Genomic DNA, 24531 nt, shown 5'->3' with positions numbered 1-24531 from the left:
TCAATACTATAATCAACCCACTATAATATCGATACAAGACAGCCGAGTACAAGCAATACCTTTATATAGTTGACGATGTGGCAGTGTCATAGTGGATAAACTGTGTCGTGGTAAGCTCAGCCTTAGTAGGTATGAAATAAAATCATGTTATGATGGCAAGCCTAATAACTTTATAAAAAATGTAGGTTAATAGCCATTATTATTACGGACTATATATTTATAGAATTGGCTATCATCACCCTTATTTTTCATCTTTTGCATGTCTAGAGACGCTTATACCATTTCTAAAAATTTGAATAACAGTAAAACAAGTGCAGGTACTACCGCTCGTAAGCCAAGCCAGTAGCACAAGCAAGGTTGACACTGCTAATTGTATTTCTTGAGATGGGCATTATTTGTCTAGGAATGCGTTTGTCTCTATTACTTTATAGTATATATATCATATCTGGCTCACGTTATGATCCATGATGGTTGTCATTGTTGTCACTTAACCATTATTGTCACTTGGCCATTGTTGTCGTTCAGCTTTTGTAAAATGTGCCTCTATAGATAGGTGCTAAAGAGCGATTGATTGATAGATATAAAATATGACAAGATTATAAAAGGATCAATTTATGGATACCGCCCTATTATTATCTGGCGTGGTTGGGATTGGCATCGCCGCCCAATGGTTGGCTTGGTACTTAAAGCAACCGTCCATTTTATTTTTATTACTGATTGGTATTATCGTCGGTCCTGTACTGGGTATCTTCGATCCCGACTTGGTATTGGGGGAGCTGATGTTCCCTTTCATCTCTTTGGGTGTAGCGATTATTCTCTTTGAAGGCTCGCTGACCTTAGAGTTCGATGAGATTAAGCAGCATGGAACTGTCGTACAAATGCTGGTATCGGTAGGCGTTCTCATCACCATCGCTATCGTCGCGTTATCGACCTATCTATTATTTAATGTCGATCCACTAATCGCCTTACTATTCGGTGCGCTGGTTTGCGTGACTGGCCCAACGGTCATTATGCCGTTACTGCGCAGTGTGCGCCCGAATAAGACGATATCTAACATCCTAAAATGGGAAGGTATCATCATCGATCCAATCGGCGCTATTGCGGTGGTATTGGTCTATGAATATATTATCTCGGGCGGCGAAGCCAGTAGTATTTTATTGTTTGCTAAAATCGTTGTGTTGGCGACTGCAATGGGTATGGCAGGCGCTTGGGTACTGGCGTTCCTTATGCGCCGTCATATGATTCCTGAGTTTTTACGCAATGTCTTTACCCTTGCGTTTGTCTTGGTTCTGTTCTCAATATCGAACCATTTAGAGCACGAGTCTGGTCTATTGACCGTTACAGTATTGGGTGTGGCATTGGCGAACTGGCCAAAATTCCCACGTGAGACGATTCTAGAGTTCAACGAATCCTTAACCATTCTACTGATTTCTGTGCTCTTTATTATTTTGGCGGCACGTGTAGAACTGGCAAGCTTAATGAGTGTTGGCTTTGCAGGGCTCGTATTACTTGCTATCGTGATGTTTGTGGCGCGTCCGCTATCTGTTTGGGCATCGGCTATCGGCTCAAACCTCAAGACCAATGAAAAGCTGATGATTAGTTGGATTGGGCCGCGTGGTATCGTCGCGGCAGCTATTTCATCACTGTTTGCTATTCGCTTGCAAGAGTATGATATTCAAGGCGTTGAGCTGCTCGTACCATTAGTATTTATGGTCATTATTGGTACGGTTATGATTCAGGGCTTAGGCTCAAAAGTGGTCGGCAACTTGCTTGGCGTCCGTGAGCCTGAGACCAACGGTATTCTTATCGTCGGTTCAAACCCCATCGCACTACTGATAGCCACCTCTCTCAAAGATCAAGGCTTTGATGTCATCGTTGCGCATAATAACTATACCAACATCGCGCGCGCACGCATGAGTGGCCTGCGTACTTATTTTGGTAATCCCATCTCTGATCATGCCGATCATCACCTTGACCTTATCGGTATTGGGCGTTTGTTTGCCATGAGTATGGACAAGGAAATGAATACCTTGTCCGAGATTCATTATCGTCATGAATTTGGTGAACGCAAATTATACCGCCTAAAATTCAGCGATGAAAAGGCCAGAAGCGAGCGTGACGACAAGCAATCAAATTTCCACTCACAATGGTTGTTTGGCAAAGATGCGACGTATACCAAGCTTGCCAGTATGCTGTCCAAAAAAGCCCGAATCAAAATAACCAACATCACTGACAGCTATAGTTTTGAGCAGTACAAAGCCGATAACAAACAATTTGTCCCGCTCTATACCATAGACAAAGAGGGCAAATTGCATGTCATCACCGATCATTTTGATGGTAATGTCCCTCGTGATCGCAAGCTCATCTCGCTAGTAGTAGAAGATGAAGTACAACCAAAGCCAGTAGATGTGACGCCCAAGCAAGAACAAGCTCGCATGGCGGCAGATGCCAACTTTGAATCTAGCTCAAAAGCGCCTGAAAAACGCAAAGAGAAGGAGCTTAGCCCTGAGGATAGCTCGACAGCAGCGCCAGAATCTTCGGCCGATAATGATAAAAAGGATGAGCAAAATACTGCCCATCAATCACCAAACGGCCCAAACAATAGCGCAGAGTCCAAGTCATCGCCAGTCGCGAAGTCTGAGCAAAAAGAAGAATCAAAACCCACTGCTACGAGCACAGACAATAAAGGCGTCATGTCTGCAAACTCGACAGCGACTTCAAAAACGAAAGCCTCTACGAGTAATACCAATGGCAATGGCAGTGCGCCTAAAAATAAAAAAGGCGCGCTTGATCCAAATCGCTTACCTGACTCTGGTCAAGACAATGCCAAAAGTGCTGACATCGAGATTGCTCAGGATACCAAGCCGACGAGCTTAGAAAGCAAGGTAGATAATGAAGTAGATAATAAAGATAAGTAATAGTAAATAGCTAGTAAATAGCCAGTAAATAAATAATGACGCCCACTCTTTGAGTGACTATTTATCTACTATATTGATGGTTTAAGAAACACAAAAGCCCCAACGTAATGTTGGGGCTTTTTATGGTAACGATTTTGATAATCTCTCTAACATGGAAAACAATCAAATGCTGGCTTATTAGGGCGTGCCCTCAATTCAATCGAGTGTCCTCTAAATGGGCTAAAAACAGCTAAATTTTGCCAAACATCGTCAAATAGTTGGTCAATATCTCGATATTATCTGCACTATTTTCCTCGTTTGACGGCAATTTATCTCATTTTTATCACCATTTTTAAAATGAGGACACGCCCTAGAACTTCACTATGAAGCCAGCTATTCAATATCCAGCTTATCCTGTACCGTTGACCATATACGCGCACCCACTTCATCGGCATTGCCTGATGCATCAATACGCTGTATGCGCTCAGGATACTCGCTCGCCAATTGACTAAAGCCTTCATGCACCCACGTAAAAAACTCGGTCGCCTGCTGCTCAAAGCGATCGGCAGCACTACGCTTGTTGGCACGTGTCATGCCTTCTGATACTGACAAATCCAACCATAAGGTTAGCTCAGGCAGCTGCGGCACAAATTGCTCAATCAGCGCATCAATCTTGGCTCGTACTGCCTCATCCCCATGTGCACGACCAAACCCTTGATAGGCAATGGTAGAGTCCGTAAACCTGTCGCATATCACCCATGTACCACTTTGTAGCGCAGGTATAATCACTTGCTGCATATGATCACAGCGCGCGGCGAATAGCAGCAACAGCTCTGTATCATCATTAATATCAGTGGCAGGGTCTAATAATATATCGCGCAATCGCTCAGCGAATGGACTACCACCCGGCTCGCGAGTACGTAGATACTGGATGCCGCTGTCTTCGAGACGCACGCAAAGCTGTTCAATCGCGGTGGTTTTTCCAACGCCTTCCGTTCCCTCAAAGCTGATAAAACGCCCCAAAGTAGGCGTCGTGTCGGTATGGATAGGGCTTGAGGCAGATAGATTCGATGATAGTTCATCAGTGTGCATAGGTGCTGACATGATATGACCTTATGTCATTGATGAGCGTTATGTAGATAGTTGCATAACGCTCAGTAAATGATAGGTTTTTTAAGAAGATATAGAGGTGCTGCTGCTATATATACTAAGCTACTGTGATGCTGCTTGTGCTTTCTTTTCGCGCATGACTTTTAGATAGTCTTTTACCGCTTGATTGTGTGCAGCCAAGCTGTTGGTGAATTTGTGTCCACCGGTACCAGTCGCGACAAAGTATAGCGCATCACTGTCGGCAGGATGCAAAGTCGCTTCGATAGAGGCCGCAGATGGCAGTGCGATTGGCGTTGGCGGTAAGCCATCGATTTGATACGTATTATAAGACGTTTTTTCGTTGATGTCTTTGCGACGAATATTGCCATCATAGCGACTGCCCATACCATAGATAATGGTCGGATCGGTTTGCATGCGCATGCCTTTATTCAGACGGTTTCTAAATACCGCCGACACCAACGCTCGCTCTTCTGCCACACTCGTTTCTTTTTCGATAATAGACGCCATCACCAACGCTTCATAGGGGCTATCATAAGGCAAGTTGGGCGCACGATTTTCCCATGCTTCGGTCAATGCTTGCTGCTGACGCTTGTACAAATCAGTGAGCACTTTTTTGTCACTGGTGTCTTCACCATAATAATAAGTATCAGGCGCAAACCACCCTTCGAGATTATAATTGACAATCGGGTCGCTACTATTAACCACGCTGTCTGGCAATATACCCGCCAAATCCAAGGCTTGGGCAATACTGGCATTGTCTTTATCACTGCCATTAGCATCGGTCAGGATTTCTTTTTTGATACCATTATTATCGCGCAGTGTCTGATAAAGGTCTTTGGACGTTTTGCCTTCGATAATTTGTACCTTAACCATCGCCGCTTTTGCACCTTGTGCTAGCACTTGCAACGCTTCAGCAATGGTTGGGTTTTCTGGTAATTGGTAAATACCTGCATGTAATGGCGCATCGACTTGCGATTTGATATAAAGCTTGGCCACACTGGCAGAAAACAGCGGAATCTGCTGTTGCCACTGTGGCAGTAAGCCATAATAAGTCTGACCCTGCCCAATCGTAACCATCTTGGCTGGCTGCTCGATACGTCCAAATAATGTCTGATAGACCATGACTAAGAAAAACGCCGCAATAAGTCCCAATACCAGCAATACTTGATAGCCACGCTGCATAAAAAACGATGGGTTGTCCACTTTATACTGACGCGGCTTACTCTCTCCGCTGATCAGTGACACATTGGTCGCAGGCGTCTCCTTTACTCCATCCTCTACTGGCTGTGAATCCGGCAATGTGGTATCGACACGCGCCTCAACGCTGCTATCTTGTTGATTCGATGGCGTTTCATTCGGACGTTCAGGAGGTGTTTCAGGGGTAGGCTTGCTCATGGCAACTCGCAGGGCAGATGTTTGCTAGAATTTAGCACTGAACCGTACCATTTTCAATGGTATTTGCTTAGCTTATGAATTATCTTGCTATTGATAGCAGTTTATATGGCTTAATACTCAGACGCTTTTTTCAGTATTCTCAGCTTATCTATTAATAATGAAAATATCTTATGAACCTACATTTCAATCGAAGTCTTGCCAAAAATTATACCTCCAAAGCACAAATCATACGTGTCCTTAGTGAAGCTTGGGTAAAAGAAAATGGTTACTGCCCCAATTGTAGCGCCCAGCCTTTAACCGAATTTGTTAATGGCAAACCCGTTGCGGATTTTTACTGCGCACATTGTCGTGAGCAATATGAGCTAAAAAGTAAAAAAGCCAAACTAAGCAACATTGTCAATGATGGCGCTTATAAGACCATGATTGAGCGTATCAATAGTGAAGACAATCCCAGCTTTTTCTTTTTGACCTACTCAAAAGAATGCACCGTTAATAATTTTTTAATTATTCCTAAGCAGTTTTTCAAACCCGATATTATTATCAAGCGTAAGCCGTTATCAGCGACTGCCAGACGCGCGGGTTGGGTTGGATGCAACATCGACTTACGGCAAGTACCAGAATCAGGCAAAGTATTTTTGGTCAAAGATCAGCAAGTCATATCACGCGAAAACGTTACCCAACAATTTCAAAAAACCTTGTTTTTGCGTGAACAATCTACTGCTTCGCGTGGTTGGACGCTAGATATTTGGCAGTGTATCGATAGACTTGATACTCATTTTTCGCTAAAGCAAGTTTATGCTTTTGCTGACGAGTTAAAACTTAAACACCCTGAAAATAACTATATTCCAGATAAAATCCGTCAGCAGTTACAGATACTACGTGATAAAGGCATTATTGAATTTGTAAGCCGTGGTCACTATCGAAAATTATACTAACCGCTTCTCGTTGTAGCGCTCAGGTCTCGGCTTCCCTTTTCTATCGCGGTACACATCAGCAATTAACTCATCTCTATCGTCCCATAGCGGTAATCTTGCAGTAGCAACAAGGCGCTGATGAAACTTATGCGCTGGGTAGTTCCAATCAATCTCATCATTAATTTTGAAAAAATACTCTTCATGATAATCAACGTAAGCGTGCATTCTATTTTTTACATAATCATTCCACTGCAATAAAAGCCCAACTGCATTGCGAGCAGGCTTGGTAAAAGCTTTTAAATTGACTGTCAGTGCACACATCACTAACTCATCATTAGGAATGACAGAAATACGCTGCTCAATAACCTCCTCTCGCGTGTACGCATACTCGAACATACCACCGAAGGCGACAAATCTTTTAAAGTCTAGTAAATACATCACACCAAATGATAATTGGGTATAAGGTGATAAATGCACAATTTCATCAGGCTTACTTTTAGCCAGTTGGCAAATTTCATCAAAAACCATTAATCGACGAATTTGTAGTGGAATTCTAGTTTCTTCATAGACTGAGCGCATACGATACTGTCCTTTTAACGATTTCTACTGAGAAAGGATCATTGATCGATTTGCTTGATAGCACAAGTCTGCGTAACAAAAGACGATCACTTCTTTTGAGTACTTTTGCTAATCTAGTTGGCATTGATGACTGAAGTTATTTGTGAGAAATGAAAGTGAATACGATGAAAAAAGATAAGAAAACAGCGCAAAAATTTCAAATAGAAATTGTTGAAACGCTGAGTAATATCGTGGAAGTGGTTGCTGAAGATAAGCAAGATGCATCGATAAAAGCGCAAGAGATGTATCGAAATGAAGAAGTTGTTTTATATCCAGATGATTTTATCGACACTAAATTTAATATTGTTGGATAGGAATAGATTATTTTATTTGGCTTATAAGTGAGTGTTATTTAAATCCCACAACCTCACCTGACAGCAACGTCAAACGGCTCATTGGCATGATGCCACGTAATGCATTGCAAAAGAAAATCTGCGTTAGCTTGGGTAGATCCTCATCTGTTAACGGTCTTATCACGACTGGATATTCCGTACTTGATAGAGCATCGAGAATCACCTGCCGCATGACACCAGCAACGCCCGATTGAGCCATAGAAGGTGTGTACCATTGGCCAGTGGTTAGATAGCTTTCACCCTCTTCGCAGTCACGATTTTCATAACCGTTATTTTTTTGGTCATTACCTTTATGAGCGCTAGATATGGTTTCAGATTTTGACAATGGGGCTTCTGCTAATTGATAGAACACATTGCTCATCGTACCTTCGACCCACTGCCCACTCATATCACGTAACAGCCCTTCACTGAGTATTGACGCGATGCCAGAGGCCAATGGTTCAATCTTTATGCGTTGTAGCTCACCACTAGCGAGGACATTGTCTAAGCGGCTGAGGCTCTTGAGTCCTGCCAGCGGTGGCGGCAAACAGGCAATCTGAGAAGACAAACATATTGCAGAGGCATTGGGCTGTATGGGTACTAAGTTTCCATCAGGCAGAGACAATTGCAGACCCGTAGAGACTCTCATTGCCGTAGCCTTTAGCCATACCTCGCAGTCACTTCCACCTGCCACTGGCGTATAGCCATAACCACGCACCTCTTGTGCAGCGCGGGTCACCACGAGCTTGAGCATACCTTGTTCTAACTGCTGGGCATACAGTGGCAATATGACTAATAGTGATTCGCTGTCTATATTCAGCTGCAAGGCGGCGGCATGAGACACGAGCCGCTGATAATGATAATCCGACCACAGTATCAACCCATCGATGACACCCATGGTGGTAAAAAAACCATCAGCATAGGCCAGTCCCCGATTGTCCGGAGACACCGTCACGGCATCGGTATTTGCCATAGTGTCTTGTGGATACAGACGTACCCAACGGTTCGGCACTGCCGTCATCGCGATCATGATTTAGCTATTGTCTGTTTGAGCGGCGGCTTTATTAATGACCAACATGCAGCTATAAAACTCACATTTTGCCAGTTCTATTTTTTGTCCACCAACCATTCTATTTTTGATAATCTGACTGTTTAGCATGTCAGCGACTATTTTACCGCCGTCATCACCCATCAATTGACGCGATAGCTGATAGGCTTTTTTGGCATGATTCTGGCTCAGCTCTTTTTCTTTATCTGTGTCGGTAGGATTGGCATAATACCAACCAAGCTCAAGGTATTTTTCGGAATCAATCACGTCTAAATAAGGCGCATCCGTTTTCATAAAGCGATATTTCGCCGCTGGATTACTGGCATAGTCTAAGCTGTTTTCGTCCGTACTCATCACTTCGCCAAACACCGATTTTATATTATCCAGCTCATCCACACTGAGTGATTCCACCTTGCCAGTGCCCCACTCCGCGACAGCATATCTCACTGGTGTGGCTTGCTGAGCCGTTGCGCCCTCCAGATCAGGATTGTTTTCCGCGCTATCCTGCGCTGGTGCATCCTTCACTGCTTGCTCACTGGTTTCAGCGTTTTCATCTGGATTTTGAGCATTGTCTTTGGTGCTATCACAGCCACTGAGCGATACACCAACTGCCATTATCGTACCGACTAGCAGGGTCTGTAGGTTAGGATTCCACATGGATAATTTACTCACACTTTTAGATTGATCTCGAAATAGTACTAACGAGCTGGCAGAAACGCCGCCGATAACGAATAGTTTTTAATAAAGCACGTATTTTTGAATGCGCCATACGCCCTAATAAACATTATAATCTAGCAGTCATTACAGCATATTGATATAGGTTTCCGTACTTTATAGTTTACCCAACTGCTCAGCGCTTGACTACCTTTTACGTTACGCGGAGCACTCCTAGAGAGTACAGATTTGTTAAAGATATATCCTGCTAAGACAGCCTTTTTGACAGCGGCTTTGACAACCCTTTTAATATTTCCTTTAATAGAAAGCGTCTTGAAGATGGTTGGTTTAATTCAAAAAAAGGTTCAGGCAGCCGAGTTCTTATGCATAGGCCATGGTTCATACGAGGGCAACGCTGTCATTTTTTTGTAGTGGATTGACGATAACACTTGGTTTGTCAATCATAGCATTATCCCTTATGATGACTGGGTCTTACCTATTAATTTTCTGATAATGCTTATTTCCTACAGCCAGCGGACTATTTATGACCCAACATTACATTGTTATTGGCAATCCCATTGCCCACAGTAAATCTCCTGAGATTCATGAGCAGTTTGCTGTGCAAGCGGATATCGATATTAGTTACCAACGCCAGTACTGCCCTGATGACGATGCCAGTTTTATGGCTATTGTTGAGATGTTTTTTTGTAGTGTTAGGGGTGTGGGTGCAAACGTAACGGCTCCCTTTAAACAAGCCGCCTATGACTGTTGCGCGGCGAGTGGTGGACTATCAGAACACGCAAAAACAGCAGGTGCGGTCAATACGTTATTGCTAGATAAGTCACTATTAGAAAGTGGCGTGCCCATCATGGAGGCCATATACGGCGATAATACCGATGGTCAAGGGCTCGTCAATCACATCATAAGTATGGGCTGGCCGTTGGCAGGTGCTCGTGTGGCGCTTATCGGAGCAGGAGGCGCGGCGCGTGGTGTGATATTACCGCTGATTGAAGCAGGTATCGGGGCGCTGACTATTGCCAATCGTACAGTGAGTAAGGCTGCGGATCTAGTAGATGAGCTTCGCGCCGCCAGCGAAACGATCGATAAACATAGCATCGAAACCTGCGCGACCAGTCAATTAACAGGACAGTTTGATATTATTATCAATGCCACCTCTGTCGGGCTATCAGACGATACTTTGCCACTGGATGGCGACCTAAACGGCGATTACGCTTATGACATGATGTATGGTCGTCCGCTACCATTTTTGCAGCATTTTGCCACTCGTGGCGCACAGACATCTGATGGTTATGGCATGCTTATCGGACAAGCGGCTTTGAGCTTTGAGCGCTGGACTGGACATACTGTCGATGTAGCACAAGCGACAAAAGCACTCAACAAGGCTCATGAATAAAAGACAGCGGCTGGTAAACTGCTGTCTTTCTAACTAAAACGTGACAGCAGCCAGTTTTCTAAACGGCGCAGCGGGACACGCACTCTCTCCGAATGCATGGCCAGTCCGCCGCACAATCCGACCGCACAGCCGAGTGCTGTATCAAGCATGCGGGCTCGTATGATCGCATCGGCAACGGGCGGTACGACCGTCATGCTGCCATACTCTGCAATGAATATAGTCAAGGGCGTGATAAAGATGACTGCCATGCCATAATGCCTATCGACCAGCGACTCAATCAACAGCATCATTAATAGTATAGAAACCGCCACGCCCCATATCGACAGACCCCATGACAGCATCCAACCAGCGACCGCCATCCCAACGACTGTCCCTAGTATTCGATGCAACTGCTTAATCCACATCGTCCGCAGCTGCATGCCTTGGATAATAATAAAACAGCTCATCGCCGCCCAGTAGGGATAAGGCATCTCAAGCAACACCGCGATGGCCAGTGCCACGCTGACAAAACCCGCCACAATCAAGCTATCGCCAATGGTATCTGACTCATAGCGATAGACAGGGGCAGGAACAACGGGACGCGTCACTAATAAAAACAGCGTATACAGCAGCGCTAACAACATCGAAAACCCGCTACCCAGCATCACAAGCCCAGTCGCAGACAGCACTTGTGCGAGCGGTACTGGTATGAATAACGCTATCGCTCCTGCCATCATCACAAACAGCCCTGCTGGTGGCGGCTGCCGATAATAACGACCCAATATCACAACACAAAAAGCAATTAGCGCGAATACTGGTAATCTGATCCATGGCACTTGCTGAGCGATGAGCCCCAAGGAAAAGCTGAGCACCATCGCAAACCCCCAAGCCATGACGGTCACCAACCGATAAGGCAACGTGCCTGCCAATGGCAAGTTTAAAATAATCATCGCGCCCAATGAGGCTTTGATACCTGAGGATAGCGTATCAAAATAAGCCCCAACAAATACCGGAAAACTAATGGCAATCGCCGCAATGATCGGCATGTGCCATGGTCGCTGACTGCGATTGATCGTCAGCAAATGATCCAATTCACCAGTCAACAAAATCTTTATACGAGCAAACAACGCTGGCAGCCATGATGCTCGCTTTTCCTCATGCTTCAATGCGCTCATAATGGGTTTTCCTTATGTCATAAAGGTGCTGAATGACATTTTTCTATTTCGATGCTATGTGTAATAGACAGTTAAATAAACACACACTCAATAACAAATATTGGTAAAACTGTCATACAAAGTCATAACTTAATGTTTTTATTTTACATAAAAACAATGAATATTAGTTATTAGTTATATATTTGTCGCTATAGAAGATTTATACTGACATTAATGCCACAACAGCTGTTTTTTATCAGGGACACCTTAACGGTAATCAAAATGGATGAGCTGTTTTGATACATTTGAACGACGACCAGTGACATGGTCTACCTTTGCTAACGCATGCCCTAAACCCTGCCTATAATCAGCGATGTGAGCTAAAATAATTAAACAACCGTTTACGTAAATCGCGGCTCAAATATTGAGCCAACCACTTATGATAGCGAATAAATAAAGAGAGCCACTATGTTAACTTACAAAGCACCTTTGCGTGATATCAAGTTTTTGATAAATGACGTTTTTGACTTTCAAACCCATTATAAAGACTTGGATAATGGCGAAAACGCCGATTCTGAAACGATTGATATGATCTTGCAAGGCATGGCAGATTTTGCCGAAAACGTCCTTGCCCCCCTCTATCAGCCAGCGGATGCAGAAGGCTGTCATTTTGATAACGGCGAAGTGACCACGCCTAAAGGTTTTAAAGAAGCTTACGATCAGTTTGTCGAAGGCGGCTGGCAAGGTATTTCGTACCCTGAGAAGTTTGGTGGTATGAACCTGCCTATGTCCATCAACCTGATTAAAGCGGAAATCATCGGTACGGCCAACTGGCCTTGGGCAATGTATCCTGGTCTATCAACCGGCTGTATCAATACGATTTTGCAATATGGTACAGATGAGCAAAAAGAAACCTATCTACATAAATTGGTCGAAGGCTCTTGGGCCGGCACCATGTGTTTGACTGAGCCACAATGTGGTACGGATTTGGGTCAAGTTAAATCAAAAGCCATTCCTCAAGATGACGGCTCTTATAAACTGAGCGGTACCAAAATCTTTATCTCAAGCGGTGAGCATGACTTAACTGAAAACATCGTGCATATCGTGTTGGCTCGCCTGCCAAACGCCCCAGAAGGCACGCGCGGTATCTCATTGTTTATCGTACCAAAATTCTTGCCAAATGCGGAAGGTGACCTTGGCGAACGCAATGGCGTGACTTGTGGTTCGATTGAGCACAAAATGGGCATCAACTCATCAGCAACTTGTGTACTGAACTTTGATGATGCAGTCGGCTACCTAATCGGCGAACCGCATAAAGGGCTTAAAGCCATGTTCACCTTTATGAACACCGCTCGTATCGGTACTGGTATCCAAGGGTTGGCACACACCGAACTGTCATTCCAAAACGCGCTTCCGTATGCAAAAGATCGTCGTTCTATGCGTACGCTATCAGGGACTAAAGAGCCTGAAAAAGTCGCCGACGCCATCATCAATCATGCTGACGTACGGCGTATGCTGTTGACCCAAAAAGCCTTTGCTGAAGGGGGTCGCTCGATGATTTATCACTCAGCCCGCTATGCTGACAAAATGTCACAAGGCATCGCCAATGGTAATGATGAAGAGTTTGAAAAATGGGATGATAAGCTCGGATTCTACACGCCAATCCTAAAAGGCTTCTTGACTGAGCTAGGTATTGAAGCGGCCAAACATGGTCAGCAAATCTATGGCGGTCATGGCTATATCAAAGAATGGGGCATGGAACTCATCGCTCGTGATGCTCGTATCGCCACCATGTACGAAGGTACGACTGGCATTCAAGCATTGGATTTATTAGGTCGTAAAGTAATCTTGCAATCTAAAGGCAAAATCATCCGCGATTACACGTCAAGCATCATGAAATGGTGTGGCGAGTATGCGCTTGACAAAGACATGCGCAAATTCGTTTGGGCACTCACCAAACTATGTGCCGAGTGGAACACACTGACCGTACGTTTGATGCTAATGGCACGTAAAGATCGTGAAATCATCTCTGCCGCATCAGACGATTTCTTGATGTACTCAGGCTATATCATGATGGGTTATCATTGGGCGCGTATGGCGGCAGTGGCGTATGACAAGCTTGAGAATGGCGGTACTGAATCACCAGAATTCTACAAAGCAAAAATTCAAACGGCTGAATTCTACTTTGATAAGCTATTACCACGTACCTCAGGTCACGCCGAAGCGATGGTTGCACCAAGCGAAAGCATGACGTCAATGGACATCGATAACTTCGCGTTCCTAGACTAAGGTTAAAAAGTTAAGAGATGATTCATGAAAAAGCGCCTATCCTTTAGGCGCTTTTTTGTGGCTGACGGAAAACTGTACTCTCGAACTAAAAGCCATTCACCAATAGCCAATTCCTAACTACCGAGCATCTTTTTATGATAGACCGCACTGATTTCTTCGACTTCGACGCATATCTGTAATGCCGCACGCCCTGACTGCTCTGCACCTATTTTCTCTTCAATGGTAGCGATCAATAGCTCAGCCAGCTGGTTCCGAACGGCCATATCACGACCGCTCATGAGCTTTAGATGGGCGTAAATAAAGCCATACGCCTGTTCATCATCTTCCACCCCTACCAAAAACGTCTCAATCGGCACAATACGTGCTTTGATATCAGCAGGCTGCTTGAACTGACCGCTATCCCATAATACTTGGTTTAGCGATTTGAGCAATGACTCTTCGTGAGCAATACTGACATTAGGGGTCACTTGAATGGTTAAATGTGGCATAAATATACCTTTATAAAATATGAGTGAAAATAGGATTTAAACGATTAGGGTCTGTTGAACCTTCAAAAAGACAAACTTATTTGATATCAGTGACAGTACTTTTTAGTCATCTGTAATATCACTAAAGCAAGCATCGAGCGCTGTGGCCAATTGTACAGGCGGCAGTTCAATCTCTAGACCACGGCGACCACCACTCACATAGACAGTGGACTGGTCTTGAGCTGTGCTATCTATCACGGTTTTTAGTCGCTTTTTTTGACCCAATGGACTGACACCGCCCAGCACATAGCCCGTGCTACGCTCTACTTGTTTGGGGTCAGCCATTTGCACTTTTTTGCAGGATAGCAGCTTATTAGAGGATAAGGCTTTGGCCATTTTTTTAAAATTGAGCGTTTTGTCTACTGGTAATATCGCTACAGCGAGCACACCTGTATCAGTCGATACGACCAAGGTTTTGAACACTTGGGTCACAGTCACGCCGAGCTTTTCTGCAGCTTCTAAGCCAAACGAGGCTGCCTGACTGTCATGAGTATATTCGTGCAATCGGTAATCGAGACCGCACTTTTTGGCAAGATCGATAGCTGGAGTCATAAGATTTTGGCTTAATAAAATGAAGTTGAGAAGTGAATGCTACATTCATTAGTCGTCTGTGATGCCAATATATTATTACGCTAAACCTGTTAACTTTCAATTGTTTGAACGTTTTATATCATCTGTCACTCTCTATAGCGTCACCAAACCGTATTAATATTGGCAGTATATACAGACACTATATATCGCTTTGATGGCTTTTATGGCATCATAAGCGCAACATATTTGACTATTTCTGATACTGATTATGATACCGAAGTTCCTAAAAAAACGGATTTTTAAAGCGCCAGTCGTGACTAATAGCACTGCTGAAACTGACGTCAATGCAATCGCTGCCAAGCCTTACTCTAATGCACCGATCAATCAGCTGTATCGTAAGATGTCGGGGCAGCTGCTCGACGTCGCTGTCAAACCTAAGCTATTGGGTGAATTGCCTGAATTTGACCAAGATGATCAGACACTAAGATTTTATGTGTTACAGGATTACTCACGCTCCAACAGTATTTTGATTGACTTGCAGACGCAAGAGCACAATTTGCCACCAGCATTGGTTGGGGTTCAAGATACCGCTCACAATATTAAAGAAAAAGCGGCCATCATCTTTTTGAACCATCCACATGCCAAAGACAGTCAATTGTCACCGCGCCTGTCACGCTTGGTTTCGGCTGTTTTGCAGTATCCAGAGCTAAAGGTACGCCTAGTACCAGTATCGATTCTGTGGGGACGCGCGCCTGAAAAGGAAGATTCGCTATTTAAGCTATTAACCGCTGACAACTGGCAAGATCCTAGCATCACTAAGCAGTTATTTAATATTGGGGTGATGGGCCGCGATACTTTTGTACAGTTCCACCCACCACAAGATTTGCGTACCATTATCGATAATAGCCTCAAGGGCGATGTAGAAGGGCCTTCTATTTTTGAATCTCTAGCCACTGATTTACAAGATAGCTCTGTCAAAGAGACCTCTATAAAGAGTGCTTCTATAGAAGAAAATCCTGCAAAAGATAGCCACGTAGACGATAACAGTGATGTGAAAGACACTGACAACGCACCAAGTTACGCGTTGGTAGCGACTGCCGATAGCAATCGTGAACTGATTCGTATGTTACAGCAGAAATTGTCGATTTATTTAGACAAGCAGCGCGCCAGCATGCTTGGCCCTGATTTGTCAGACAGACGCAATTTGGTAGACAAACTGGTGTACTCGCCAGCGATCAAGCATGCAATAGAGGCAGAAGCTGCTGGACAAGGCACGACTACCCGTGAGGCCCGAAGCGTAGCAAAAGGCTATGCCAATGAGATGGTCAACGACTACTCTTATCCTATTATTCGAGTATTCGACCGCTTTTTAACATGGTTGTGGACGCAGTTGTATGATGGCGTAGAAGTACACCATTTTGAGCGAGTACGAGAGCTAGCAACCGACTACGAAATCATCTATGTGCCGTGCCATCGTAGCCACGTCGACTATCTATTACTGTCGTATGTTATTTACAAACGCGGTTTGAGTATTCCTTATATCGCTGCGGGTGATAACTTAGATGTGCCGGTATTAGGTCCACTATTACGCGGTGCTGTCGCTTTTTATATTCGTCGCAGCTTCCGTGGTAACGCGCTTTATACTGCCGTACTGCGCGAATATATGCATACCCTTATCACGCGGAATACCCCGATTGAATACTTTATCGAAGGGGGTCGTTCACGCTCAGGTCGCCTGCTACCACCAAAAATGGGCATGCTGGCGATGACGGTACACAGTCAATTGCGTAAAACCAATAAGCCTGTGGTGTTCATTCCGACTTATATTGGTTATGAGCGTATTATGGAAGGCGGCACGTATGTTGGTGAGCTAAAAGGCAAGCCAAAAGAGTCGGAGTCTTTAATCGGACTGCTCAAAGTTGGCCGTAAAATCGAGCGTATCTTCGGTAATGTACACTTGAGCTTTGGTACGCCGCTGCATCTCACCGAATTTATGAAAAAGTTTGATGTGCCAGCAGACAGCTTACCTTCCGACCGTACGGACACACCACTTGATGATAAAACCAGCGCCATGGTCGACAACATCGGTGTGAAAATCATGCAACATATCAATAAAGCAGCCGTGGTCACACCTGTGTCACTGCTGTCATTGGTTTTGCTATCAGCACCGAAAGCGGCGTTGGATGAAAACATCTGCCGTGAGCAAATCGCTCTGTACCAAGGTCTTGCTCAGCAGCTGGTCTACTCAGATGATACCGTTATCACGGATATGACACCGCAGCAAATCATTGATTATGGCATCAAGCTCAAACTTATTGAGCGTACGCCGCATATCTTGGGCGATATCATTCAGATTGCAGGTAAGCAGGCAGCATTGCTCAGCTATTTCCGCAATAATATCTTGCATGTCTTTATTCTACTGTCTTTCCTATCAGCATTGGTCGCGCGTAATGGCCGTATTGAACGCAGTCGTTTGGACAGTATTGCCAAGCAATTATATCCGTTCTTACAGACTGAGTTATTCTTATACTATCCCGCACACGGCTTAGCCGATACCCTCAACAAAAAAGTCGATAGCCTGCTGTCTCACGGGCTGATTGTTGAGCTGAGCGATGGCATACTCAGCGTGCCTGAATCTAACAGCAAATGCTATCAACAGCTACAAGTGCTAGCAACTCCCGTTGGACAGAGCTTAGAGCGTTACTTTATGACGCTTGCCCTACTTGCTCAGCAAGGGTCTGGCAATTTGACCGAAAATGAAGTCGTTGATCTGTGTCATCTACTTGGCCAGCGCTTGTCTGTACTATATGCAGACGACATTCCTGACTTCTTTGATCGCGCCTTATTCACCAGCTTCATTAGCGCCCTGACCCGTCTTGACTACCTACAAAAAGATAGCGAAACAGGCATACTCACTTTTGACCATCGTATCAATGACATCGCTCATCATGCTAAATACGTGCTGACGCCTGATATGATGCAAATTTTGCAGCAAGTTGCCAGTTTAGATGAAGAAGAAATCACTCACGCCATGACTGAAATCAATAATAAAAAACAGCGTAAATTTGGGCGTAAGCGTTAGATTTTGATGACAAGATAAAGCTCATTCATCAAATAGAAGTTTTAATAATAGTAAGGGACTGCATTCAGTCCCTTTTTTGTTTGCCACTTCTTTTTTGCTGTAACTGCAACAGTTAAGCATTGTAAATGGGTTTAGCGATTATCATAAAAGAGTCAGGCTTTTGAGCTCGGCTCTTTTTTTGTGAAAAAACCTACCAGCTTAAAAAATATGATAAGTATCGACATGTAGCCAAAGGCAAATATGGCACCAGTAATAGGAGCAAATGCCCTACCTGTGTCTGACGTCACTCTCATCATAGCCTGATGCTGTGCCTCACTTCTTTCATCCGACGTAAAGAAACCATTGCCATCTAAATCAAAAACATCAAGCTTGGCTTGTAGATAAGCATCGGTAAAATAAACACCTATTTGAACCAACAACCAAACCACAACTATGCCAATAAAAAATATTTGCCAAGAAGCCAGACGAGATTTTTTTGAAAACTGATGTTTATAGACCATCACAATAGGTAACACTATCGTTGCAAATATAGACAACAATCTTAGTGTTTCGAGTGTTTTTTCCATAACTTATCTCTTAAACAATGAAAAAAGGCATAACCTAAGTTATGCCTTTTTTGTGCAACCATAATGGACTATCTATGGTTTTTTATTGAATTCACTCTAGTTCGTAATCTTCTTATACTTCGCACGCTTAGGACTGGCATCATCACCCATTGTCTTTTTGCGATAAGTCTCAAACTCAGAGTAGTTACCGTCGAACCAAACTGGGCCTTCTTCTTCGAATGCCAAGATATGGGTAGCGATACGATCAAGGAACCAGCGATCATGCGATACGACCATTACTGTACCTGGGAATACTTGAATCGCATCCTCTAGTGCACGTAAGGTTTCGATATCCAAATCGTTTGATGGTTCATCGAGTAATAGTACGTTTGCGCCTTGCTTTAGCGTCTTCGCCAGTTGCAGACGGTTACGCTCACCACCTGATAGCTGACCAACGCGTTTTTGCTGATCTGAGCCTTTAAAGTTAAAGCGGCCGATATAAGCACGACTTGGCGTGGTGTAATCGCCAACGGTGATGATATCAAGGCCGTCAGATACTTCTTCCCAAACGGTTTTGCTATCATCCAAGTGATCACGTACCTGACCGACATAGGCAACTTTGACACTTTCACCCAAGTCAACTGAACCCGTATCTGGCGTATCACGCTCGGTAATCATATTAAATAGCGTGGTTTTACCCGCACCATTTGGACCGATGATACCAACGATCGCACCAGCTGGTACGTTAAAACTTAGGTTTTCATAAAGCAAACGATCGCCAAATGATTTAGAGATGTCATTAATCTCAATAACCTTGTTACCCAAACGTGGACCAGGTGGAATATAAATTTCAGCCGTCTCATTACGCTGTTGGAACTCTGTTGAGTTCAACTCTTCAAAACGCTGTACACGAGATTTAGACTTGGCTTGTTGGCCTTTTTGATTTTTACGAATCCACTCAAGCTCTTTTTTCAGCGCTTTAGCAAACGATTCTTCTTGCTTGTTCTGCTGCTCTAGACGCGTGTTCTTTTGCTCTAACCACTCGGTATAGTTACCTTCATACGGATAGCCATGGCCACGGTCAAGCTCCAAGATCCACTGAGCGACATTATCCAAGAAATAGCGATCATGGGTAATGGCAACGATAGTACCGCTGTAGTTCTGCAAGAATTGCTCTAGCCATGCGACAGACTCGGCGTCCAAATGGTTGGTCGGTTCGTCAAGTAATAGCATATCAGGGCGTGACAATAGCAGACGGCATAGTGCCACACGGCGTTTTTCACCACCAGACAGTTTGCTAACATCCGCATCCCATGGTGGCAGACGTAGCGCATCGGCCGCTTTTTCTAGCTGATTGTTTAAGTTATGAGCATCCCACGCTTGGATGATGTCTTCCATTTTGCCTTGCTCTTCAGCAAGCTTATCAAAATCAGCATCAGGCTCAGCGTATTCAGCATAGATAGCATCTAGACGGGCTAGTGCATCTAAGGCTTCGCGCATACCGTCTTCGACATTACCACGGACATCTTTGCTGTCGTCAAGCTGTGGCTCCTGTGGCAAATAGCCCACTTTGGTGCCCGCTTGCGCGCGTGCTTCACCACTAAACTCAGTATCAACGCCTGCCATGATACGTAGCAAGGTTGATTTACCTGAACCATTGATACCCAAAACACCAATTTTGGCGCCTGGGAAAAACGACAGATTGATATTTTTTAATATTTCACGCTTAGGTGGAACAAGTTTTGACACGTTGTTCATCGTGTAGATATATTGAGCCATTAACACTCCGATAGACTGCATAGAAGAGGCAAGCAACTCATACTTCGCAACGATGCCAAGCGTGCTGTACCTCAAAATCAGGGTTACAAATTATAAGCCATTATCGCATTGTGGCGCATACCCTGCAAGCTGGTAGATGGCTTTAGCACCTTTTAACCTAACGCGTTGGATTAAAAGGTGAAATAGCGGGGCGATTGCAGGATAAATGGGCTGTTTGGATGAAAGTAATACTGATAGTAGACAGAGCGAGTCTGACGCCGTAGCGGTTTTATCGCGGGCAGACTATAGGCTCACTATATTAACGTTTGCCTCATTACCTATTACGGTAAAGGACTATAAATATAACAGCAATGCCTTCATAATAGATAAATAGCGAATCAGCGACGTCGTTTATTTAGGGCGTGTTGAACATTCCTTTTATTCCGCTAATTATTTTAAACACTAGGGCGTGTCCTCATTTTAAAAATGGCGATAAAAATGAGATAAATTGCCGTCAAACGAGGAAAATAGCGCAGATAATATCGAGATATTGACCAACTATTTGACGATGTTTGGCAAAATTTAGCTGTTTTTAGCCCATTTAGAGGACACTCGTTTGAATTGAGGACACGCCCTAACAACTAGAAAAATAAAATACCATTCAATCATTAGGGTCTGTTGAACATTCAAATGTGGTGCTGGCCGTCACTATTTTTTAGACAATATGCAGTGAAATTTTTGACGCCTAGTCATTCTAGGTTAAACAATTTCGCCATATATTGGCAGAAAATAGTACTGCCCTAAAAGGCTGATGCTAAAATCACCCCAAACGTTGTTGAAATCCTAGTTAAGGTCTCGACATTATCGTCGGCTTGCGCCTAATTTGGTGCAATTTTAGCAATCAGCAGCCCTAATATTTGAATGTTCAACAGACCCTAATAATAGCTAATAATGGAGAATATCTATGAGTAACCAAAACGCTGTAAAAGACAATACGGTAAAAGAATTAGACATCATCCACGATAAAAAAACCAAACGATTCGAGACATCTATCGACAGTCAGACGGGTTATATTAGCTATCAAGAAAGTGGTGAAAAACTGGTCTACGATCACACGATCGTGCCGCAGCAGCTAGGTGGACGTGGGGTTGGTTCAGCGTTAGTCAAACATGCATTGAACTATGCACGTGAGCAAGGCAAAAAAGTGGTGCCACAATGCTCATTTGTCGCGTCATACATCAGCCGACACCCTGAGTATCAAGATTTAATTTAGCTGACTGTGATCCGTTAAAGCCTTAATAAGACGAAGTGTTTGAATATTTATTTAGCATAGGAGACATATCCAAGCACCACTTTTAATAAACCAATTTAACATAACAATAAAGGTTATTAATATGAGTAGTTTATCTGACGAACAAGTAGATTTGCAGCTAGAAGAGCTGGCTGGCTGGCAGCGTGATGGCAATGCTATTGTGAAAACGTATCACTTTAGTGATTTTATCGAAGCCATGAGCTTTATGAATCAAGCGGCATTTTATGCAGAAGCGCTCGAGCATCATCCTGAATGGCGCAACACGTACAATATAGTAGAAGTACGTCTTACCACTGATGATACAGGCGGTATCACTAGCCACGACATCCGTCTGGCTAAACGCATGGAATACATCATTCAGCCCAAACGCTTATAGGATATTTATAATGACTGCTGTATGACCGAGGCCTCTTCGGTGAGACAGACAAAAAAAGACCCTCAATTGAGGGTCTTTTTTATCTGAAAAATCTGTGTTTACATCTTACGACTGACGAATGCGACGATAAATAAGATAACAGCGACTGCTAAGAAAATGTATGCCAAATTAGCAGACAGTCCAGCAACACCGCCAAACCCTAAGAAACTCGCTAGCAATGCGACCACTGCAAAAATAATAGCCCAACGAAACATAATCCTCTCCTCAAATAATTATAAAAAAATATTAGAATTTATATGGCATTAATTTAACTTATTTTTTTCTGATGCCAGTTATCCCTATTTACGCCTATAGATTAGCAATGTTCATTTCTAAAAAACGTTCATTTTAGTAATGATATCGGTAGGTTATGTAAATTCTGTAGTAAGTATTAGTGTCTTATACCTCTTTTTCTTTAATAGATGATAGTTTCAATATGGAAGTATATTTTTGGATTTTGCGTTCTCTTACTTATCGTCATTCTTCTAGGGCGTGTCTTCCTTTCAAAAATGGTGATAAAAATGAGATAAATTGCCGTCAAGCAAGAAAAATAGCGCAGATAATATCGGGATATTATCTGCGCTATTTGACGATGTTTGGCAAGATTTAGCCATTTTTAGCCCATTTAGATGACTATCGAGTGAATTGAAGACACGCCCTAATATAGTGAGTTTAGTATAAAAACGATACCGCGGGACTGGCATCAACTTTTTGTAGCCTCTGTCTGCACAGGTACAGCAAGCCAGAAAAATTTATACCAGTTCAGCATTAGAATAGAATGCATGTGATATAGACATCAAACTATAAACTGTAGCGACTTCACAAACCCCTAACCTATTCAAACAACTTGGTTTATAGTTGAATATCACCTCATTATCAAACCTATTAAGGATAATACGTATGGATACCAACACGGACATCGAAAACCCTATACAAAAAAACAGTGAAGAAAAACGCCCTTATGCAGTGGTTCTGTATGGTGCGACAAGCTTTGTTGGACAAATCACTGCTCACTATTTGACCAATTTTTTGACGAATAATAAAAACAAAGATGGCTCTACTGTGACATGGGCGATTGCAGGTCGTGATGAGGAAAAACTGAATAAGCTACAGTCCAAACTTGGGAGCAAGGTAGATATTATTATTGCCAACAGTAATGATGCCGCAAGCCTTGATGAGATGACCAAGCAAACGCAAGTCATCATCTCAACCGTTGGTCCTTATCTCAAATACGGTGAGCCATTGATTAAATCCTGTGCGGAAAATGGTACTGATTATGTTGATTTGACTGGTGAGGCGATTTTCATCAAAGACATGATGGACAAATACCAAGACACCGCCAAACAAAGTGGCGCCCGTATCGTCAACTCTTGTGGTTTTGACTCGATTCCTTCAGATTTGGGTGTGTACTTTACTCAAGCCAAGGCAGAAGAGCAGTTTGGTGAAACGTGCAATGTGATTCATATGCGTGTAAAAGCAGCGAAAGGTGGCATTTCAGGCGGCACAATTGCGTCAATGGCGTCTATCTTTGAAGAAGCTGGCGAGGACAAATCACGCCGCAAGCAAGTGGCCAATCCTTACTTGTTAAATGATGACGCTGATGCACCAAACGTACGTCAAGACAATGTCAAAAAACCAGAATACGACAGCAATCATAAGCGCTGGCTAGCACCTTTTGTCATGGCGACCATCAATACGCGTATCGTCCATCGCACCAACCAATTGCTCAGCTATGAATACGGCCGCGACTTTAAGTATGACGAAGCAATGTGGATGAAAGATGGTACCAAAGGAAAACTGTCTAGCTATGCTATGAGCGCAGGCTTATTGGGCTTTGCCACTGCAATGATGATTAAACCAAGTCGTGAGTTACTGGCCAAACACGTCTTACCAAAAGCCGGTTCAGGCCCCTCTAAGGATGAGCAAGAAAACGGCTACTTTGATATTCGTCACTTTGGACAAACGGCAAAAAATGACACTATCATCATCAAAGTAACAGGAGATAGAGATCCTGGTTATGGCAGTACATCTCGTATGATTTCGCAGGCAGCATTATGTCTAGCGCAAGATATCAATAAAGAAGACGTTGGCGGAGGGTTTTGGACACCTGCTTCAGCGATGGGCGATAAACTAATAACACGTTTAGAAGCGCATTCTGGTCTTAGCTTTGAAGTGATGGACAGTTAGTCTATCGAATGATGACAAAGACTTAATGTTTTTACGACCGTATCTCATCATTGAGATACGGTTTTTTTATGATTTATTTTCAGCAATTTTTTAATCGAGATTAATGGGCAAAAGTAACGTAGTTTTTTGGTGAACAATGTTTCTGTTTTCTGATTATTTAATACTTTATGCTATTCACTATTCATCTCCTATTGTTACTACATTTCGATAGATAGTATCGGGAAAAATTATAAACAGTCATTGAGTAGAGTAGCTTTCAAATAAGCATTTACTTGATAACGCTTATAAATTATTTGGTGGTGTATCAAAAAGTATGCTGAGGAATTAAAGGAGGGGTGACAGCCGAAGCAAGATGATATATTTGAGGTTA

At 43.5% G+C, this 24531-nt stretch carries 20 protein-coding genes; 9 read left to right on the top strand and 11 right to left on the bottom strand.

Annotation, left to right across the window (positions count from 1 at the left end; genetic code table 11):
- Positions 1-614 precede the first annotated feature (614 nt).
- On the top strand, positions 615-2918 hold the full coding sequence (locus QL982_RS06525) for a cation:proton antiporter (protein WP_290161868.1): 2304 nt from the start codon (positions 615-617) through the stop codon (positions 2916-2918).
- Between the two features lie 372 nt (positions 2919-3290).
- Here the strand turns inward: QL982_RS06525 and tmk are convergent, their stop codons facing one another.
- Together tmk and mltG are read right to left on the bottom strand one after the other, a co-directional pair.
- Positions 3291-3989 carry a dTMP kinase gene (gene tmk, locus QL982_RS06520; RefSeq protein ID WP_290161906.1) on the bottom strand — a complete coding sequence of 233 codons (699 nt, stop codon included), beginning with the start codon at positions 3987-3989 and terminating at the stop codon, positions 3291-3293.
- 120 nt (positions 3990-4109) lie between these two features.
- Entirely contained in the window at positions 4110-5402 is a 1293-nt protein-coding gene (gene mltG, locus QL982_RS06515; protein WP_290161870.1) for an endolytic transglycosylase MltG, read from the bottom strand.
- A gap of 170 nt (positions 5403-5572) precedes the next feature.
- Between mltG and QL982_RS06510 the strand changes: the two genes are divergently transcribed.
- Positions 5573-6337 (top strand): DpnI domain-containing protein, encoded by a 765-nt coding sequence (locus QL982_RS06510; protein ID WP_290161872.1) that lies wholly within the window; start codon positions 5573-5575, stop codon positions 6335-6337.
- Here QL982_RS06510 and QL982_RS06505 read toward each other — a convergent pair.
- Entirely contained in the window at positions 6329-6895 is a 567-nt protein-coding gene (locus QL982_RS06505; protein ID WP_290161873.1) for a hypothetical protein, read from the bottom strand. The genes QL982_RS06510 and QL982_RS06505 overlap by 9 nt on opposite strands.
- Before the next feature lie 164 nt (positions 6896-7059).
- On the opposite strand from QL982_RS06505, the gene QL982_RS06500 reads away from it, so the two are divergent.
- Positions 7060-7248, top strand: coding sequence for a DpnD/PcfM family protein (locus tag QL982_RS06500; RefSeq protein WP_290161874.1), 189 nt, complete (start codon positions 7060-7062; stop codon positions 7246-7248).
- Positions 7249-7282: 34 nt separating this feature from the next.
- Here the strand turns inward: QL982_RS06500 and QL982_RS06495 are convergent, their stop codons facing one another.
- The gene (locus QL982_RS06495) at positions 7283-8296 is read right to left on the bottom strand and encodes an aminotransferase class IV (protein ID WP_290161877.1); all 1014 of its coding nucleotides are present in this window, start codon (positions 8294-8296) and stop codon (positions 7283-7285) included.
- A 3-nt stretch (positions 8297-8299) separates the two neighbouring features.
- A complete protein-coding gene (locus QL982_RS06490) occupies positions 8300-8971 on the bottom strand; it encodes a hypothetical protein (RefSeq protein ID WP_290161879.1) in 672 nt (223 codons plus the stop codon).
- Positions 8972-9512: 541 nt separating this feature from the next.
- Here QL982_RS06490 and aroE point away from each other — a divergent pair.
- A complete protein-coding gene (gene aroE / locus QL982_RS06485) occupies positions 9513-10382 on the top strand; it encodes a shikimate dehydrogenase (protein ID WP_290161881.1) in 870 nt (289 codons plus the stop codon).
- A 29-nt stretch (positions 10383-10411) separates the two neighbouring features.
- Here the strand turns inward: aroE and QL982_RS06480 are convergent, their stop codons facing one another.
- A complete protein-coding gene (locus QL982_RS06480; RefSeq protein WP_290161883.1) occupies positions 10412-11536 on the bottom strand; it encodes an FUSC family protein in 1125 nt (374 codons plus the stop codon).
- Between the two features lie 447 nt (positions 11537-11983).
- On the opposite strand from QL982_RS06480, the gene QL982_RS06475 reads away from it, so the two are divergent.
- Complete coding sequence (locus QL982_RS06475) at positions 11984-13804, top strand: acyl-CoA dehydrogenase C-terminal domain-containing protein (protein ID WP_290161884.1); 1821 nt, start codon at positions 11984-11986, stop codon at positions 13802-13804.
- A 113-nt stretch (positions 13805-13917) separates the two neighbouring features.
- On the opposite strand, the gene QL982_RS06470 is transcribed toward QL982_RS06475, so the two are convergent.
- Positions 13918-14292 carry a 5-carboxymethyl-2-hydroxymuconate Delta-isomerase gene (locus tag QL982_RS06470; protein WP_290161885.1) on the bottom strand — a complete coding sequence of 125 codons (375 nt, stop codon included), beginning with the start codon at positions 14290-14292 and terminating at the stop codon, positions 13918-13920.
- Positions 14293-14394: 102 nt separating this feature from the next.
- The gene (gene ybaK / locus QL982_RS06465; RefSeq protein WP_290161887.1) at positions 14395-14883 is read right to left on the bottom strand and encodes a Cys-tRNA(Pro) deacylase; all 489 of its coding nucleotides are present in this window, start codon (positions 14881-14883) and stop codon (positions 14395-14397) included.
- 247 nt (positions 14884-15130) lie between these two features.
- Between ybaK and plsB the strand changes: the two genes are divergently transcribed.
- Positions 15131-17944 carry a glycerol-3-phosphate 1-O-acyltransferase PlsB gene (gene plsB / locus QL982_RS06460; RefSeq protein WP_290161890.1) on the top strand — a complete coding sequence of 938 codons (2814 nt, stop codon included), beginning with the start codon at positions 15131-15133 and terminating at the stop codon, positions 17942-17944.
- Positions 17945-18096: 152 nt separating this feature from the next.
- On the opposite strand, the gene QL982_RS06455 is transcribed toward plsB, so the two are convergent.
- A complete protein-coding gene (locus QL982_RS06455) occupies positions 18097-18510 on the bottom strand; it encodes a hypothetical protein (RefSeq protein WP_290161892.1) in 414 nt (137 codons plus the stop codon).
- A 96-nt stretch (positions 18511-18606) separates the two neighbouring features.
- Positions 18607-20268: an energy-dependent translational throttle protein EttA gene (gene ettA, locus QL982_RS06450; protein ID WP_290161894.1), complete on the bottom strand. Its 1662-nt coding sequence runs from the start codon at positions 20266-20268 to the stop codon at positions 18607-18609.
- Between the two features lie 943 nt (positions 20269-21211).
- On the opposite strand from ettA, the gene QL982_RS06445 reads away from it, so the two are divergent.
- Both QL982_RS06445 and QL982_RS06440 read left to right on the top strand, forming a co-directional pair.
- Positions 21212-21520 carry a GNAT family N-acetyltransferase gene (locus tag QL982_RS06445; RefSeq protein WP_290161896.1) on the top strand — a complete coding sequence of 103 codons (309 nt, stop codon included), beginning with the start codon at positions 21212-21214 and terminating at the stop codon, positions 21518-21520.
- 121 nt (positions 21521-21641) lie between these two features.
- Positions 21642-21935 (top strand): 4a-hydroxytetrahydrobiopterin dehydratase, encoded by a 294-nt coding sequence (locus QL982_RS06440; RefSeq protein WP_290161898.1) that lies wholly within the window; start codon positions 21642-21644, stop codon positions 21933-21935.
- Positions 21936-22033: 98 nt separating this feature from the next.
- On the opposite strand, the gene QL982_RS06435 is transcribed toward QL982_RS06440, so the two are convergent.
- On the bottom strand, positions 22034-22189 hold the full coding sequence (locus tag QL982_RS06435; protein WP_194363453.1) for a DUF1328 domain-containing protein: 156 nt from the start codon (positions 22187-22189) through the stop codon (positions 22034-22036).
- A 685-nt stretch (positions 22190-22874) separates the two neighbouring features.
- Between QL982_RS06435 and QL982_RS06430 the strand changes: the two genes are divergently transcribed.
- Positions 22875-24161: a saccharopine dehydrogenase NADP-binding domain-containing protein gene (locus QL982_RS06430; protein ID WP_290161903.1), complete on the top strand. Its 1287-nt coding sequence runs from the start codon at positions 22875-22877 to the stop codon at positions 24159-24161.
- Positions 24162-24531: the final 370 nt, after the last annotated feature.

Origin of the sequence: Psychrobacter sp. 5A.1, assembly GCF_030407455.1 — a bacterium.
Lineage (GTDB): Bacteria > Pseudomonadota > Gammaproteobacteria > Pseudomonadales > Moraxellaceae > Psychrobacter.
Note: the sequence above shows the minus strand (reverse complement) of the source record. Positions and strands in the feature narration are given on the sequence as shown.